This window comes from Rhodococcus sp. ENV425 (assembly GCF_002887785.1).
GTDB lineage: Bacteria > Actinomycetota > Actinomycetes > Mycobacteriales > Mycobacteriaceae > Rhodococcus > Rhodococcus aetherivorans.
This window is the reverse complement of sequence record NZ_PCZU01000212.1, coordinates 65337-79667: the sequence shown is the minus strand read 5'-3', so window position 1 is coordinate 79667 and position 14331 is coordinate 65337. Positions and strand designations below refer to the sequence as shown.

Below are 14331 nucleotides of genomic sequence, written 5' to 3'. Positions count from 1 at the left end.
CACGTCCGTCGTCAGCGGCTCGTGCGTGAGTACTGCTGTCATGACTTCCTCCAAGGGGGTCGGTGTTCTCCGGATTCGGACGACTGGTTCAGGATTCGGTGACGGTGACGGTGCCGGTCATGTACCGGTGGACCGAGCAGGTGTACTCGTAGGTTCCCGGTTCGTCGAAGGTGTGGGAGTACGTGCCTCCCCCGGTGATCCCGCTGTCGAACCGCCCCTCCGACGTGACCTGGTGCAGCACCCCGCCGTCCTCGAACCGCCATTCGACGGTGCCGCCGGCCGGCACGGTCACGTCGGGCGGAGCGAAGTGGACGTTGCTGACGACCACCACCGCGTCCGGGGGCCGCTCGGACGGGCCGCAGGCCGTGACGAGCGGAAGCAGCAGGGCCGCAGCCCACCCCGGTCGCCGGGTCATTCCCGGACGATCACGGTGCCGACCATCATCGGGTGCGGCGTGCAGTGATAGGTGAAGGTGCCGGCTTCGTCGAAGGTGTAGGAATACGTTCCCTCGGTGAGGAGTTCACTCTTCAGCTCCCCCTCGAGGGGGCCCTCGCCCACGACGTCGTGCGGCAGTCCGCCGTCGTCGAATCGCCATTCGACGGTCTGCCCCTTCTCGATCGTCACCGACTCCGGGTTGTAGGCCATGTTCTTCACCTCCACGACGACGGCCGGTTCGGCCGAACCTCCGGCGCTGCCGCACGCGGACAGGCTCGCCGCGGTCAGCAGGCCGGCGAGCAGGGTGACGGACCTTCTCATGGCGATTCCTCTCATCGGATGTACCGCAGGTTCGCGGTCATGCCGGCTTCGAAGTGGTAGGCGTTGTGGCAGTGGAACATCCATTCGCCCGGATTGTCGGCATCGAATTCGATCGCAAGTTCGGTGCCGGGCAGCACGTTGACCGTGTCGCGGCGCAACCCGCCGTACGCGCCGATCGCGAAGGTGTGTCCGTGCGTGTGCATGGGGTGCCACATGGTGGACGAGTTCTTCATCGTGATCCGCACGCGTTCACCCTGTTTCATGACGAGGCGGCCGGCGTCGGCGCCGGCCATGCCCCACACGTAGCGGTCCCCTGCCTGGATCAGCTCGATCCGGTAGTCCCGGTCGGGCTCGCGCGGGTCGAGCCGCACGGTGTCGGCAGGCCGCAACGCGTTCTCCGCGACGAGCCGGCCGCCGAGTTCGGGGATCGCATCGCCCACGTCGGCGTCGGCCATCGGCACCGCATCCGGGGTGCGCAGCACCGTCGAGGCATACCCTTGCCGCCCTTCGACCTTCGCGACGATCGGCCACACGCCCGACTTCACGGTGACGAGGACGTCGTAGCGTTGCGCCATTCCGACGACGATCGTGTCGGCGACGGTGGGCTGCACGTCGAAGCCGTCCGCCGCGACAATCGTGAGTTCGTGCCCGGCCACCGCGAACCGGTACGGGGTCTCCGCCGCCGCGTTGACGATCCGCAGCCGCAACCGCTGCCCCGCCACGGCGACGACCGGGGCGGGATCGTTCGGGGGACGACCGTTGATCAGGTGCAACGGATACGCGATGTGCTGGGTCATCCCGCCGAGGGGCGCGGAGTCGCCGTGCCCGGCGCTCACCAGCCGCCGGGCGACGTCCATGTCGCCGGCCGGGTGCGCGCCGGGTGCCGCACCCCCGCCGTGGCCGCCGTGACCGCCGGAGATCGCGGGGTTGAGCGCCGTGAGCACGGCGTCGGGCGTGGTGCCCAGGCCGTCGACCCAGTCGTCGAGGACCAGGACGGCGTCGGCGTCGGCGCCGGTGCGGTCGTCGGGGTCCTCCACGATCAGGGCGCCGAACAGGCCGCGGTCGGCCTGCAGGCCGCTGTGCGAGTGGTACCAGTGGGTGCCGGGGTCCGGGACGACGAAGCTGTAGTCGAACGTCGTGCCCGGTGCGATCGCCGCCTGGGTGACGGGCGCTGCGCCGTCCATGTCGTTGCGGATCCGGATGCCGTGCCAGTGGAGCGTGGTGTCGGCGTCCAGGTCGTTGCGCACCGCGGCGTCGAGCCGGTCGCCCTTGCGTACCCGCAGTTCGGGGGCGACGGCGTGCCCGCCGTAGGTCCAGGTGTCGACCAGGCGTCCGCCCAGGTCGACGGTGGAGAATCCGGCGGCGAGCGCGAACGACGCCACGGTGCCGTTCCACCCGCGGGCGGCCTCGGCGGCGGCGATCTCCGGATCGGCCGGGGAAATGTAGTCGAGATCGGACGCCGCCGATCGTGTGTCCGAGCCGGCGGCCGCCGGCTGCGTACCGGACGATGCGGTAGCGCAGCCGGCGGCACCGAACCCGAGCGCGCTCATTCCCAGCGCCCCGGCTCCGAGGGAGCCCAGGGCGAGGAATCGGCGCCGGCCCAACCCGTTGTCGGGTTGTCTCATCCGATCACCTCGGGGGTGAGCAGGTCGGTGAAATCCTCGACGTTGCCGCTGATCTCCGCCGAGGAGACCTGTTGCCCGGTCGCGGCGTCGAACCCGACGATGCGCTGTGCCGCCTCGCCCTGACCCTCCGGATTGCCACCGAGGACGTAGAACGTCGCGCCGTCGACGGAGAACGCCATGCTCGCGATGTCGGTCAGCCCCAGGTCCTGCAGGCTCAGCGACCGGATCGGGGCGAGGTTCGCGGCGTCGGACAGCACGATGCGGGCCAGGTCGCCGCCGCGCGCGGAACTGGGATGGATCGGTGAGTCGGTGTAGGCGATCGCGATCCGGGTGCCGGTGTTGTCGATGACGTCGCTCGCGAACCGCCCGTCGGGCTGACCGGCGTTGCCGATCGGCGTCACCGCGCCCTGCGGCAGGCCGTTCGAGAAGTCGAAGACGTACACGTCGCCGTTCTCCCCGACCAGCAGGGCCTTGCGCGCCTCGGCGGCCCACCCGACCTTCCGGGCGCTGACGAAGTCCTCCGGCAGCACCTTCGCCCGGGCGGTCTCGGCCGGCACTCCGTCGTCGCCGACGGAGATCCGGATCAGCTCGCCGGTCTCCTCGCACACGCTGTAGATCTCGTGGTCCACGGTCCAGGTGAACGGTCCGCAGCCGACGATCTGCACGGCCCCGCTCTGCTGCTTCGTCTCGAGGTCCACGACGCGGACGCCGTAGAGCCCGTCGTCCCACGTGACGAAGTACCGCCCGTCGGAGGTGACCGCGTTGGAACCGGGCCGCGAGTGCACGCGCGCGACGTCGGGCAGCAGCGCCTCGGCCGGCTCGAGCAGATTCCCGGAGTAGGTGCTGACGGTGAAGTCCGCGGCCCCCCGCGAGCCGCGGGGGCGCCACACCTCGGCGGCGAGAACGGCCGGATCGGACGGGGTCTCGCCGACGAAGCCGTGGATCACGGGGTCCCAGATGCCGGGGCCGACGACGATGCGGCTGCCGGCGACGCCCGTCTTCGGGTCGAGGACGTTGACGCCGAGCTCGAGCTTGCCGAATCCGCCTGCCACGGCGACGAGCTGGTCACGTCGGATGGGGTCGATCTCGGCGACGTGCAGCGGTTCGGGGATGGTGTCGCCGATCTCCTGGTCGTCGTGGCCGAGCGAGATGCCCTCGCCGGGGGTGCTGAATTCGACGGTGGGATAGGTGACGTCGCCGGCGGTGTTCGCGTCGTCGCCGGACGAGCCGCAACCGGCGAGGGTGACGAGCAGCGCGAGCGGAACGACGGCCGCGGCGGGACGCACGAGGCGGCGGGAACGCGATGTCATGATCCGGCACCGACCTTCGGGCGGTCGGCGGGACGGGCCTGGCAGTCCTCGCCGATGATGGGGGCCATGGTGCAGGTGTACGACTGGGATTCGTCGGACACGCACCAGATGATCTCCTGGTCGTAGCTGCCCGAGACCGGGTTGTACATGACGGCCTGCATGTCGGGCTCGCCGCAGAAGGCGTTGGAGCACGACGGGGCGCCGCAGCAGTCGTAGTAGGCGATCAGGTAGGTCTTGCCGGTGTCGGGGTTGGTGCAGCAGCCCACCCAGAATTCGGCGCCCGGCTTGCTGCCCGGCGCGCACGTGGTCACTCCGCCTCCGTTGCAGGCAGCGCAGGAGGTGCCGTCCATGTTGCACCAGCGCCAGTACTCGCACTCGGCGGGATCCTTGCCGTCGTACACGGGCACGAGCGGTTCCGGGCCGGGCTCGGGGGCGGGTTCCTGCGCGAACGCGGTGCGCGTCACCGGAAGCGAACTGATGAGCGCCACCCCCGACACGCCCATCGTCCAGCGGCCGAGGCGGCTGATCATCGAGCGGCGCGACACCTGTTCCGACATCCGGCGTCCGGTGCGGCTCATGAACGAGCCGCCCTTGCCGGCCATCCAGGCGGCTTGTTCCTTGACGGTCTCCTCGTCGACCGGATACCGGTTCTCGTACATCTCTTCCAACGCATCTCTCCGTTCGTCCAGGGGGAAGGCGGGATTCAGGCGCTCGCGGCGGCGCGGGCCTTGGCCTGTTCGTGCAGGTGCTGCAGCGACGGGGTGCCGGTCTCGAGGGCGTTGAGCAGGCTCTCGACCTGGGCCATGTGGTTGCACAGCCCCTTGGCGCGGATCCTGCCGTGCTCGTCGAGGATCACCCCGTAGGGGGTGGTGCCGACCTGGTAGGCGATGCCGACGTCGCGGCCGTCGACGTAGCTCAGTTCGGTGCCGATGTTGCTTCCGGCGAGGAACTGCCGGTGTTCCTCCGGTGTGCCGTCGGAGACGATCACGACGTCGAGGTCCTTCTCCGCCTTGGCCATCGCCCGGATGCCGGGCAGCAGGCTCTTGCAGGTGGAACAGGTGGGCGCCGTGAACAGCAGCAGCTGCGGCCTGTCGCGGTGGCCGCCGACGCCGACGGTGCGGCCCACATGGTCGGTGAGGCCCCGGAAGGACGGGCCGGCCTGCTCGATCTTCGGACCGGTGTCCATCATGCGGGCCCCGAGGGGGCCGAGCCGGACCTGTACCCGGCCGATCTCGCGGGCCAGCGCGAGCACCATCAGGAACAACACGGCGACCGCCACCACCAGCACGATGATCGCAACGAGAAATATGGTGTCCATCTGTCGTCCTGTCTCGGAAAATGTTGTGGAAGAAATGGTTTCAGGCCCCGTAGCGCGACACGGCAGAGACCGCGCGCAGTTCGATGGACGCGCCGGTCAGGTGCTCGTCGACGGGCCGGCGCCCGACGTGGACCACGGAGCGCAACTGGGCCACCGCGAGCCCGGCGGCGAGCGCGAGCGCCGCGAGCGCGATTGCCGCCACCTGCTGGAGCGCGGCGATCGTCGCGGGTCCGGTGAGGGCCAGCACGATCGACGCGGCGGCGAACGCACCGGCCCGCACGGAGTGGAACCAGCCGATGCGCGGTGCCTCGCCGTGGCCGCCGAACGCGAAGCAGCCGCAGTCGAGCTCGCGCCGGCCCTGCGCGAGGTTCACGGTGAGACCGACGAAGAAGCCGAGGAACAGCACCGCCGCGACAGCCGCGGCGGCACTGCCGGCGACGCCGAGCACCAGCAGGGCACCCACGGCGATCTCCGCGGCGGGCAACACCCGCGCGACCGCCCGTTCCAACACGGGCGGCAGCAGCCGATAGCCGCGGACGACGCGCAGCAGCCCCTCGTGATCGCCGGCCTTCGGCACCCCGGCGAGCAACAACGTCCCGCCGACGAGCGCCGCAACCACCGCCCAGATCATGGTCGTCCCCTTCGCAGTCGAGTGATCGTGCCGGTCAATCGTGCGCACCGGATGCGTCGCGAACGGGTCGTCGGGGAAACGTCCGGGGGCACCGCGAGTGGAACCGGCCGTGGCGGCGCGCCCCATGCGGACACTGCAGGTGGGACACGGTCTCCGGCGCTCGGGGGACCGTGTCCGCACGGGGCACGGGGCCGTGCGGTGGCGCGGGCCACAGCGCCGCGTCGGGCGGATTCCCACTTGCCGTCCACATGTCGTTCGCGGAGGTAACCGTCGCGTAACACCGCGGCGCTACGTTGTCCCTCGCCCTGAGGCGTTTCACCGCCCGAGGTGCCGGCACCGCCGGCTGCACGGACGCACAGACGGGATACGACGATCGTGACAACCGCACTCCGGGCCGCGATTGCCCGCTCACGGGACGCCGAAACCCATCGGGATCCGGTGTATTCGCCGCTGCGCGCCCTCGGCCGCCGTCAGCTCACCCCGATCGATCTGCTCGGCCAGTCCCTGTCGACGATCGCGCCGGCAACCGGGATGGTGTTCATCGCGCTGTGGATGGTGACCCACCGGCCGGGCGTCGGCGGTCTGCTGGCGATCGCGGGGACCACCGCCGTGGTGGTGCTGGTGGCGCTGTGCATCACGCAGTTCACGCGGCGCCTCGCCGCGGCCGGGTCGCTCTACAGCTTCGTGTTCCAGGGCCTGAGTGCCCGCGCGACCCTCACCACGGGCGCGGCGCTGCTGCTGGGCTATCTCGGCATCTCGATCTCGGTGATGTCGCAGGCCGCACAGAGCCTGCTCCGCATCGCAGACCTGCTCGGCATGCACGTGCCCGGCGCCGCGCCGTGGTCGGTCACGATCGGTCTCGTCGCGGTTGCCGTCGCGGTGATCACGGTGCGCGGCGTGCGGTTCGCGACGCGCGCCATCCTGCTCGTCGAGGCGTGCTCGCTCGTGCTCATCGTGGCGCTCATGCTCGGCACCCCGGCCGGTGCGGGCACGGCCACCACCGAACTGCCGGACGCACCCCTGAGCCTCATGCCGTTCCTCGCGATGCTCACCGTGCTGTCGATGGCGGGCTTCGAGAGCGCCGCGTTCTTCGGCCCGGAGGCCAAGCGGCCGTTGGTGACCGTCACTCGCACCGTGCTGATCTCCCCCGTCGTCGTCGGTGTCCTGTTCGTGTTCGCGGCGTGGGCCGCGTTGTCCGGCCACGGCGCCGTCGTCGTCGGCGCGTACTTCGACGGCACGGCGTCCGGCGCGAGCGTCGGTGTGGTGCTCGCGGTGCAGGCGGGCATGACGTGCTCGTGGCTCGCGTCGACCCTGGGGTGCGCGCAGGCGGGTTCCCGGCTGCTGTACTCGATGGGTGTCGAGCGGGTGCTGCCGAGCGCCCTCGCCCGTGTCCACGACCGGTTCCGCACCCCGCACGTGGGCGTGCTCTCCTTCACCGCCGCGGGTTTCGCCGGCGCGTGCCTGTACGCGTCCCTCGCGGGGGCGGATTCGGGGGCGTTCGACGGCGTCGTGGAGATCGGCCTCGTCGTGGCCTACACGCTGGTGGCCGTCGCGTCGCTGCGATTCCTGCACCGCATCGGCGAGCACACCGTCGTGACGCGGGCGGCCGCGCTGTTCGTCTCGGTCCTGGGGATGGGCCTGCTCGGCTACATCGCCGTCGACGGCACCGCGCACGGCGTATGGGTCGTGCCCGCGACACTCTCGGCGGTCGCGGCGTCCGGCACGGTGTGGCAGTACGTGCTGCGCCGGGTCCGGCCCGGCAGCCTGACGACTATCGGTGCGTTCGACTCGGTCGAGACCGGGGACATCCTCCCCGGGGCGGGGACCCTCGTGATCGGCGCGGACGGGCGGCGGCGCATCCTCCCGGACGTCCCGCACCCCGGCGACGACGCCCGTCCCCGCGACGGGAACCCGGGTTGACCGCGCACGTGTCCGTGCACGCGGACGATTCGCACTTCAGCGGACAGCAGCCGCGCGCGGTGCAGAAGGCGCTGGGGATGCTCGAGGCCGTCGCGCAGCTCGGCCCCGGCACGTCCGCGAAGGAGATCGCCAGGTTCGCCGGGGTGCCGCCGACCACCGCGTACCGCATGCTCAACCTGCTCGTGGCCGACGGATTCCTCGTCCGCGTGCCGGACCTGTCCGGCTTCGCGCTGGGTCGTCGCACCGCGGAGCTCGCGCAGGCGGCCGCGGAGACGAGCCCGTCGCCGACGCTGCACGACGTCGTCGAGGAACTGCGCACCCACACCCGATTCGGGGTGCACGTCGCCTCGTTCGCGGTCGGGCGGCTGCGGTTCGTCGACAAGGACCCCGACCACGAGATCATCGCCATCGGCGTGCTCGCGAAGAACCTGCACGCCAACGCCCTCGGCAAGCTCATGTTGGCGCACCATCCGCACGTGCGTCCCGATCCGGAACTGCGGCGCCTGACCGACCACACGATCTGCGACCACGACGTCCTCGCCGAGGAACTGCGCGCCGTCGCCGCCGCGGGCTACGCGTACGAGGGCGAGGAGTGCCGGACCGGGCGGGCCGCGCTGGCGGTGCCGATCCGGGACCGTTCGGCGTTCGTCGTCGGCGGCCTCTACCTGCAGGGGTCGGCGTCGCGGGTCACCCCGGACGACGCGGTGCTCGTGCGGTTCCTCTTCGACGGCTCGGCACGCCTGTCGGGGCTGCTGTGACGGCGTGAGTCACCGGGTGGGCCGCGGCGGGGTTCGTCACCGGGTGGGCCGCGGCGGGGGTGCGTCGTCCGGGGCGAGGTGCGCACCGATCCGACGGAACAGCGTGTCGGCCTCGTTCCGGTACGCACCGGTGTCGTCGAACGCCGCCGGGTCGAAGGTGACGGCGACGGCGACGGCGATCTTCCGCGACGGCAGGTATGCCTCGACCGCGGCGTACCCACCGAACAACGGGTTCTGCATCAGCCAGTTGCCGGTGACCACCACACCGAGGCCATAGGTGTAGCCCTCGGACTGCGGGAAGCACGTGGGGCAGCCGGGCAGCGCGGTGGTCCGGCCGCGCAGGTCCGTCGACACCATCGCCCGGTACGACTCCGGGGAGAGCAGCGTGCCGGTGCCGACGGCGACCGCGGTGTCGTGCAGGTCGTGGATGTCGGTGGTCTGGACGGCGCCGCGGGTGATGGTCCAGGACGGGTCCCAGAACGTGGATTCCTCGTAGAAGGGTGTCGCGGCGGGGATCCCGAGCGCCTGCCGGCGTTCCGAGCTGAACGCATGCAGCACCGGCTCCGGGATCGTCGGCGTCTGCGACGGCGTCGTGCCGTCCAGCCCGAGCGGATCGAGTACCTTCTCCTGCAGCAGTTCCGCCACCGGCCGGCCGGTGATCTTCTCGAGGGCCAGGCCGAGGATCACGTAGTTGGTGTGCGCGTAGTTCCAGTTGGTGCCGGGCTCGTAGAAGAGGGGCTGGGACGTGCCGTAGGCGATGAGCTCGTCGGGCGTCCAGTTCCGGAACGGGTCCCGGTAGATCGCATCCGACAGTTCGGGATTCTGCACGTAGTCGGCATAGCCGGAGGTCATCTGGGCGAGCTGCCCGAGGTTGACCCGGTCCGAATTCGGAATGTCGGGCAGCCACGTCGAGACCTTGTCGTCGAGGCGGACCTTCCCCTCGTCGACGAGTTGCAGCAGCAGCGTGGCGACGTAGGAGATGGCCACCGCGCCGTTGCGGAAGTGCATGTCGGTCGTCGCCGGCACGCCGGTGGTGGATTCGCCGTAGGCGCGGGTGAGGATCTCCCTGCCGTCGACGGTGACGCGCACGACCGCCGCCTTCAGGTGCGTCTCCGCCATGGTGTCGCGCACGATCCGGTCCACGGCCTCGGCCTGTGCGGGGTCGGCCGACGAGGCGGTCCCCGATGCGGCCGCGGTGTCGGCGGATCCGGACGGGCCGGGCGCGGCATCGTCCGTCGACGTGCAGGCGGTCAGGAGGCCGAGTGCGCACAGCACGGACAGGATCCGCCGGTTCAGGGGCATGCCTGATCTTGGCAGATGCGCTCGGCCGGTGCGATCACTCCGGCCCGGCGGCTGTGGTTCGGCGCAGGTCCCGATCGGACCGCAGGCGGGCGGTGAGTTCGGCCCTGCTGCGGACTCCGGTCTTCGTGTAGATCGCCTTGAGGTGATCGTGGACGGTGTTCGGAGTGATACCGCGACGGTCGGCGATCTCGGCGGTCGAGTATCCGGCCATCACCTCGAGGCACACGTCCCGTTCGCGGGCGGTGAGCGCGTATGCGGCGAGCAGCAACTCGGCGAGTTCGAGGCCGGTCGCATGCTCGATGGTGACCACGGTCTGCGGTTCGGCACCGCCCAGCAGCGCGGTGGCCCGCATCAGGATCCACCCGCCGGTGGCGTCGCGGATCCGCGTTCGGAACACACCCGAACCGCTCGCACGCGCCCCGAACGCGGCGGCGCGCACCATGACGGCCAGCCGTCCGGGCGCGATCTCGTCGAATCGGTCCTGCCAGTCGCGGGCGGCCGCTGTGAGCGCGAGCGGCTCACCCGCGGCCCCGGTGAGTACGACCGCCGGACCCGGGTCGCCCAGGCGCGAGGCGGCGGTGGCGCACACGGCGGCGCGGGTCGCCGACGCCACCGCCGGCGCCACCCGCGTGAGGAACTCGACCTCCGAGTCGGTAAAGTCCGCCCCGGACCGAACGAATCCGGCCGCACCCCAGCACAGTCCGCCGATGCGGAAGATCACGCGCAGTTCGTGGTCCAACCCGAGCGGACGCCACACCCCGGCGTGGCGAAGACTGTGGGCCACCTCGTCCGGGGGCAGCTCGGATCCCCGGGCCGCACTGCGGCCGTTGCGGAACAGCTCGGCGAAAGTGCCGGGATCCCGCCCGCGGTACTCGCTCTCGGCGAGCAGCGGCTCGTATTCCGGCGGAACCCGGTCGGGTCCGCTCGTCATGGAACCGATCGTCAGGGACCGGGGATCGATCATCGCCCAGCACGTCAGGTCGCTGCGCACCGTCCGGCCGACGAGTTCGATGGCGCGCCCGTGCACCTGCGTCACATCGGCGCCCGCGGCCGCGAGCGCCACCACCTCGCGGCCCACCTTCTCCGCCCGGATCTCGAGCATGAACCCAGTATGCGCTGGTGGCGGACCTGTACCCATCCCCGTTTTCGGGGATGGGCCATCGGCCGGGCGGTTCCTAACGTGACAGACATGTCCGACAACATCGAACTCTGCAGGATGGGCGAGGGCCGTCGCCTCACCCTGCCCGACGCAACCGTCACGGTCCTGTCCACCGGTGCACACGCCGGCGGAGCCTACGAGCTCTTCCTCGTCGAGGCCCCGCGCACCGAGCCGGCGCCGCTGCACGCCGAACCGTGGGCCAAGTCGTATCACGTGCTGAGCGGCCGGATCCTGGTCCGTGCCGCAGCGACCGGTCACGAGCTCGCGGCCGGGGACACGATCACCCTCGCGCCGGGAACGGTGAACTCCTTCACCGTCCTGACCGACGCCGCGACCTTCCTGCTGATCGCCGCCGGGACCTCGATGGGCGGATTCTTCGGCGCGGTCGACGCCCTCGGGCACGAGCGTCCACCGGACGAGACGGGTCGGATTCTCCGAGAGGTCGCCGACCGGTACGGGGTCACGCTCGCAGCGGAGGCAGGTGCGTCGTGATCGTTCTCGCGCAGGTCGCCGCGCTGGTCGGCGCGGCCGTGCATCTGCTCGCCTTCGTGTGGGAGACGCTGCTGTTCCGGCGGCCGTCGATACACGAAGACCTGTTCCGCATCCCCACCGGCGACGTCGCAGCGGTGCGGATGTGGGCGTTCAACGTCGGCTTCTACAACCTGTTCCTCGGCACCGGCGCGCTGATGGGGGTGGCCCTGTGGCGGGCCGGCGAGGACACGGTCGGACGCGCGCTCGTGCTCTACACGTGTTCGTTCATGCTGCTCGCCGGGATCGCCCTGTTCGTCTCGGACCGCATGGCCATGAGCCGGCCCCGCGGCGCCGGGCTCGGGGGTGCCGCGGCGCAGTGCACGCCACCGGCGATCGCGCTGATCGCGCTCGCGGCAGCCTGATCCGCTACTCCTGCGCGGCGACGTACCGCCCCAGCGCCGCGGCGCGGTCGGCCGGTGACCGGCGCGGGCAGCTCGTGCACTTGCCGCTGTCGGTCGCCCGGTAGATCAGGCAGCAGGAGCTGCGTCGCACGAAGCGTCGCCCGTCCGCCGGTTCCGGCGATCCGGGAGCTGCCGCCGTGACGCTCCCGGTGGGATCGACGTCGACGAAACGCGGTGGCAGCAGCGGCGGCCGCGACAGCGCGGCGGCGAGGGTGCACCCGTCGTCGACGCGGTGGGCGGCACGCCCGGCGTCGAGGGCACGGTTGGCGATCGAGTCGGACGCGACGGCCCACAACGCCCGCTCCGGCGCACCCGACACCCGCGCGAGCGGCGCGATGATCGCCGACAGCGCCGGCACGAGAGCGCGTGCAAAGGCATCGCGCCCGGGCAGCAGGCGCGAGGAACGCACCGCGCCGAGGTAGCCGTCCTCCCGCAGCACGCAGCGCAACCGGGCCGGGTCGGGATCGGGAGCGTGACCGGTGGCCAGGAGCATCGCGACGGGTCCGGCCACCAGGGTCGAACTGGCCGAGTACCACCAGAGCGTGCCGTTGACCCGAGGGTCGCTGCAGTCCCACCTGCGGCCGGTGTCGGATACCCGTCCGGCCAGCCACTGCGGATCGGTCGTCACCGTGCCCGGAAGGACGGCGGTCCCGAGGTCGACGGTGTGCGCGAAGTCGCCGAGCAGGGTTCGGGCCGCGGCGTAGGCACGCGCCGCGGCGTCGGCGTGCCCGTCAGGCATCGGCGAGCCCCCAGACCTCGAGCGTGCGTCGTCCGTCGCCGTCCACAGCCACCCGGCCACGAACTCCGAAGACCCCCGCCAGCACGGCGGGATGCAGGACGTCTTCCGGGGTTCCCGCAGCGACCACCGATCCGTGGTCCAGTACCGCCATGCGATCGCAGTACGCGGTCGCCAGCCGCAGGTCGTGCAGCGTCACCAGCACGGCGAGCCCGTCCGCGGCGAGGCTGCGCAGCAACTCCAGCACGGTCAGCTGGTGGCGCAGGTCGAGATGATTCGTCGGCTCGTCGAGCAGGAGCACGCGGGGTTGCTGGGCCAGGGCCCGGGCTATGGACACACGCTGGCGTTCCCCACCGGACAGGGCGAGCACGTCGCGATCGGCGAGGTGCAGCAGCCCGAGCCGGCCGAGCACATCCTCGACGACCACCCGGTCGTCGTCACCGAACGGTTCGAGCCATCCCCGCCGGGCGGTGCGTCCCAGCTGCACCGATTCGCGCACGGTCGTCCCACCGAGCGAGACCGGCTCCTGGACGCCGACCCCGACGAGGCGCGCGAGCGTGCGGCGCTTCAGGTCCGTGACGTCCTCGTCGCCGACGGTGATCGCGCCGGCCCCGACCCGCACCGCGCGGTAACAGGCGCGCAGCAGGGTCGTCTTGCCGCTGCCGTTGGGCCCGACGAGGGCGAGCACCCGGCCCGGGGCCACGTCGAGGTCCACCCCGTCGAGTACGGTGCGTTCGCCCAGCCGCGCGCGGACCCCGGTGGCGCGCAGGCGGGTCATCGTGCCCGCCCGTAGCTGCGCCACAGCATGACGAGGAAGGCGGGCGCACCGAGCAGACCGGTGACGACCCCCACCGGCAGCTCGGTCGAGCCGCTGACCGAACGGGCGACCATGTCGGCCAGGACCAGCGCGAGCGCCCCGGCCACCGCCGCCACGGGTATCAGCCGGACGGTGTTGCGGCCGACGAGATGGCCGGCGATGTGCGGGATCAGCAGTCCGATGAATCCGACGGTCCCCGAGACGGCCACCGCCGCGGCGGTGAGCAGAGAGACCGCCAGCAGGATCAGGATGCGGAACCGCCGCACGTCCATTCCCAGGGCGGTCGCCCCGTCGTCGCCGACGAGCAGCAGGTTCAGCTGCCGGCCGCACAGCAGGACGCCGCCGCCGACGGTGAGCAGGACCAGCGCCGGCGCGGCGAGCATCGACCACGCCGCATCCCCGAATCCTCCTGCCAGCCAACGCATCACCGTACCGATCTGACGGTCGTCACCCAGGACCAGCAGGGTGAAGGTGGTCGCCGCGGAGAACACCATCGACATCGCCACGCCGACGAGGACGATCGCGGTGACGGCATGGGCGCGCAGACTCACCGCGATCGCGCCGGCGAGCGGAAACAGGGCTCCGAGGAAGGCCGCGAACGGCAGGGTGAACGCTCCGAGTGCGCCGCTGCCGACACCCAGGACCGTCACCAGCACCACCCCGAACCCGGCACCGGAGGACACGCCCAACAGGTAGGGGTCGGCCAGCGGGTTGCGGGTCACCGCCTGCGCCACCACCCCGGCGATCGCGAGCGCGGCACCGACGACGGCGGCCGTCAACGCCCGGGGCAGGCGTGATTCGACGACGATCGCTTCCCGCGCCGCGGTCCACCACGGCGTGAAGGCCCCCGGTGCGAGGCGGTGCGCGACGATCGCCCACACGTCGCCGAAGGGGATGTTCACCGTGCCCAGCGACACGGCGCCCGCCAGCGCCAGCACGAGTGCGGCGAGCAGCGGCGGCAGGATCAGCCACAGCGAACGACGCGCCGCGCCCCCGTCCCGTCCCCGCGCGGCCGGCGCCGCGGCGCCGGCGTGCGGCGCCGATGCGTCGGCGAGGGTACCGGCGGG

General features: G+C 71.6%; 16 protein-coding genes. 4 read left to right on the top strand and 12 right to left on the bottom strand.

Features of this window, described 5'->3' with window-relative positions; translation table 11 throughout:
• Nucleotides 1-88: 88 nt before the first annotated feature.
• The 7 genes from CQZ88_RS18045 to CQZ88_RS18015 are packed head-to-tail and all read right to left on the bottom strand — an operon-like array spanning nt 89 to nt 5640.
• Nucleotides 89-415, bottom strand: a complete 327-nt coding sequence (locus CQZ88_RS18045; protein ID WP_006940361.1) for a cupredoxin domain-containing protein — start codon at nt 413-415, stop codon at nt 89-91.
• Entirely contained in the window at nt 412-756 is a 345-nt protein-coding gene (locus tag CQZ88_RS18040) for a plastocyanin/azurin family copper-binding protein (protein ID WP_029541412.1), read from the bottom strand. Before CQZ88_RS18040 ends, CQZ88_RS18045 begins: the two co-directional genes overlap by 4 nt.
• 11 nt (nt 757-767) lie before the next feature.
• Nucleotides 768-2381: a multicopper oxidase family protein gene (locus CQZ88_RS18035; RefSeq protein ID WP_102800112.1), complete on the bottom strand. Its 1614-nt coding sequence runs from the start codon at nt 2379-2381 to the stop codon at nt 768-770.
• A complete protein-coding gene (locus tag CQZ88_RS18030) occupies nt 2378-3691 on the bottom strand; it encodes a hypothetical protein (protein ID WP_065922984.1) in 1314 nt (437 codons plus the stop codon). The genes CQZ88_RS18035 and CQZ88_RS18030 overlap by 4 nt, the downstream gene beginning before the upstream one ends.
• Entirely contained in the window at nt 3688-4350 is a 663-nt protein-coding gene (locus CQZ88_RS18025; RefSeq protein ID WP_029541405.1) for a methylamine dehydrogenase light chain, read from the bottom strand. Before CQZ88_RS18025 ends, CQZ88_RS18030 begins: the two co-directional genes overlap by 4 nt.
• Nucleotides 4351-4394: 44 nt before the next feature.
• Nucleotides 4395-5009, bottom strand: coding sequence for a redoxin domain-containing protein (locus CQZ88_RS18020; protein WP_006932024.1), 615 nt, complete (start codon nt 5007-5009; stop codon nt 4395-4397).
• Between the two features lie 40 nt (nt 5010-5049).
• Nucleotides 5050-5640, bottom strand: coding sequence for a MauE/DoxX family redox-associated membrane protein (locus tag CQZ88_RS18015; protein ID WP_029541402.1), 591 nt, complete (start codon nt 5638-5640; stop codon nt 5050-5052).
• Between the two features lie 438 nt (nt 5641-6078).
• Here CQZ88_RS18015 and CQZ88_RS18010 point away from each other — a divergent pair, with 438 nt between their 5' ends.
• The gene (locus CQZ88_RS18010) at nt 6079-7560 is read left to right on the top strand and encodes an APC family permease (RefSeq protein ID WP_043801538.1); all 1482 of its coding nucleotides are present in this window, start codon (nt 6079-6081) and stop codon (nt 7558-7560) included.
• Nucleotides 7557-8318 (top strand): IclR family transcriptional regulator, encoded by a 762-nt coding sequence (locus CQZ88_RS18005; RefSeq protein WP_102800111.1) that lies wholly within the window; start codon nt 7557-7559, stop codon nt 8316-8318. Before CQZ88_RS18010 ends, CQZ88_RS18005 begins: the two co-directional genes overlap by 4 nt.
• Nucleotides 8319-8354: 36 nt before the next feature.
• Here the strand turns inward: CQZ88_RS18005 and CQZ88_RS18000 are convergent, their stop codons facing one another.
• Nucleotides 8355-9620: a serine hydrolase gene (locus CQZ88_RS18000; protein WP_043801534.1), complete on the bottom strand. Its 1266-nt coding sequence runs from the start codon at nt 9618-9620 to the stop codon at nt 8355-8357.
• Between the two features lie 34 nt (nt 9621-9654).
• The gene (locus CQZ88_RS17995; protein WP_006932013.1) at nt 9655-10722 is read right to left on the bottom strand and encodes a helix-turn-helix transcriptional regulator; all 1068 of its coding nucleotides are present in this window, start codon (nt 10720-10722) and stop codon (nt 9655-9657) included.
• Between the two features lie 87 nt (nt 10723-10809).
• Here CQZ88_RS17995 and CQZ88_RS17990 point away from each other — a divergent pair, with 87 nt between their 5' ends.
• Both CQZ88_RS17990 and CQZ88_RS17985 read left to right on the top strand, forming a co-directional pair.
• On the top strand, nt 10810-11271 hold the full coding sequence (locus tag CQZ88_RS17990) for a hypothetical protein (RefSeq protein ID WP_043801529.1): 462 nt from the start codon (nt 10810-10812) through the stop codon (nt 11269-11271).
• Nucleotides 11268-11672: a DUF1304 domain-containing protein gene (locus CQZ88_RS17985; protein ID WP_006932010.1), complete on the top strand. Its 405-nt coding sequence runs from the start codon at nt 11268-11270 to the stop codon at nt 11670-11672. Before CQZ88_RS17990 ends, CQZ88_RS17985 begins: the two co-directional genes overlap by 4 nt.
• 4 nt (nt 11673-11676) lie before the next feature.
• On the opposite strand, the gene CQZ88_RS17980 is transcribed toward CQZ88_RS17985, so the two are convergent.
• From CQZ88_RS17980 to CQZ88_RS17970, 3 genes are all read right to left on the bottom strand, one after another.
• Entirely contained in the window at nt 11677-12450 is a 774-nt protein-coding gene (locus tag CQZ88_RS17980; RefSeq protein WP_006932009.1) for a (2Fe-2S)-binding protein, read from the bottom strand.
• Nucleotides 12443-13225: an ABC transporter ATP-binding protein gene (locus tag CQZ88_RS17975; RefSeq protein WP_065923534.1), complete on the bottom strand. Its 783-nt coding sequence runs from the start codon at nt 13223-13225 to the stop codon at nt 12443-12445. The genes CQZ88_RS17980 and CQZ88_RS17975 overlap by 8 nt, the downstream gene beginning before the upstream one ends.
• On the bottom strand, nt 13222-14331 hold a 1110-nt coding region (locus CQZ88_RS17970), incomplete at its 5' end, for an iron ABC transporter permease (protein WP_102800114.1). The genes CQZ88_RS17975 and CQZ88_RS17970, both read right to left, overlap by 4 nt.

Excerpts from the sequence above, each read along its gene's own strand:
- CQZ88_RS18015 (WP_029541402.1), bottom strand. The coding sequence starts at position 5,640 with ATGATCTGGGCGGTGGTTGCGGCGCTCGTCGGCGGGACGTTGTTGCTC.
- CQZ88_RS18045 (WP_006940361.1), bottom strand. The coding sequence starts at position 415 with ATGACCCGGCGACCGGGGTGGGCTGCGGCCCTGCTGCTTCCGCTCGTC.
- CQZ88_RS18030 (WP_065922984.1), bottom strand. The coding sequence starts at position 3,691 with ATGACATCGCGTTCCCGCCGCCTCGTGCGTCCCGCCGCGGCCGTCGTT.
- CQZ88_RS18035 (WP_102800112.1), bottom strand. The coding sequence starts at position 2,381 with ATGAGACAACCCGACAACGGGTTGGGCCGGCGCCGATTCCTCGCCCTG.
- CQZ88_RS17990 (WP_043801529.1), top strand. The coding sequence starts at position 10,810 with ATGTCCGACAACATCGAACTCTGCAGGATGGGCGAGGGCCGTCGCCTC.
- CQZ88_RS17980 (WP_006932009.1), bottom strand. The coding sequence starts at position 12,450 with ATGCCTGACGGGCACGCCGACGCCGCGGCGCGTGCCTACGCCGCGGCC.
- CQZ88_RS18000 (WP_043801534.1), bottom strand. The coding sequence starts at position 9,620 with ATGCCCCTGAACCGGCGGATCCTGTCCGTGCTGTGCGCACTCGGCCTC.
- CQZ88_RS17995 (WP_006932013.1), bottom strand. The coding sequence starts at position 10,722 with ATGCTCGAGATCCGGGCGGAGAAGGTGGGCCGCGAGGTGGTGGCGCTC.
- CQZ88_RS17975 (WP_065923534.1), bottom strand. The coding sequence starts at position 13,225 with ATGACCCGCCTGCGCGCCACCGGGGTCCGCGCGCGGCTGGGCGAACGC.
- CQZ88_RS18020 (WP_006932024.1), bottom strand. The coding sequence starts at position 5,009 with ATGGACACCATATTTCTCGTTGCGATCATCGTGCTGGTGGTGGCGGTC.
- CQZ88_RS18025 (WP_029541405.1), bottom strand. The coding sequence starts at position 4,350 with ATGTACGAGAACCGGTATCCGGTCGACGAGGAGACCGTCAAGGAACAA.
- CQZ88_RS18040 (WP_029541412.1), bottom strand. The coding sequence starts at position 756 with ATGAGAAGGTCCGTCACCCTGCTCGCCGGCCTGCTGACCGCGGCGAGC.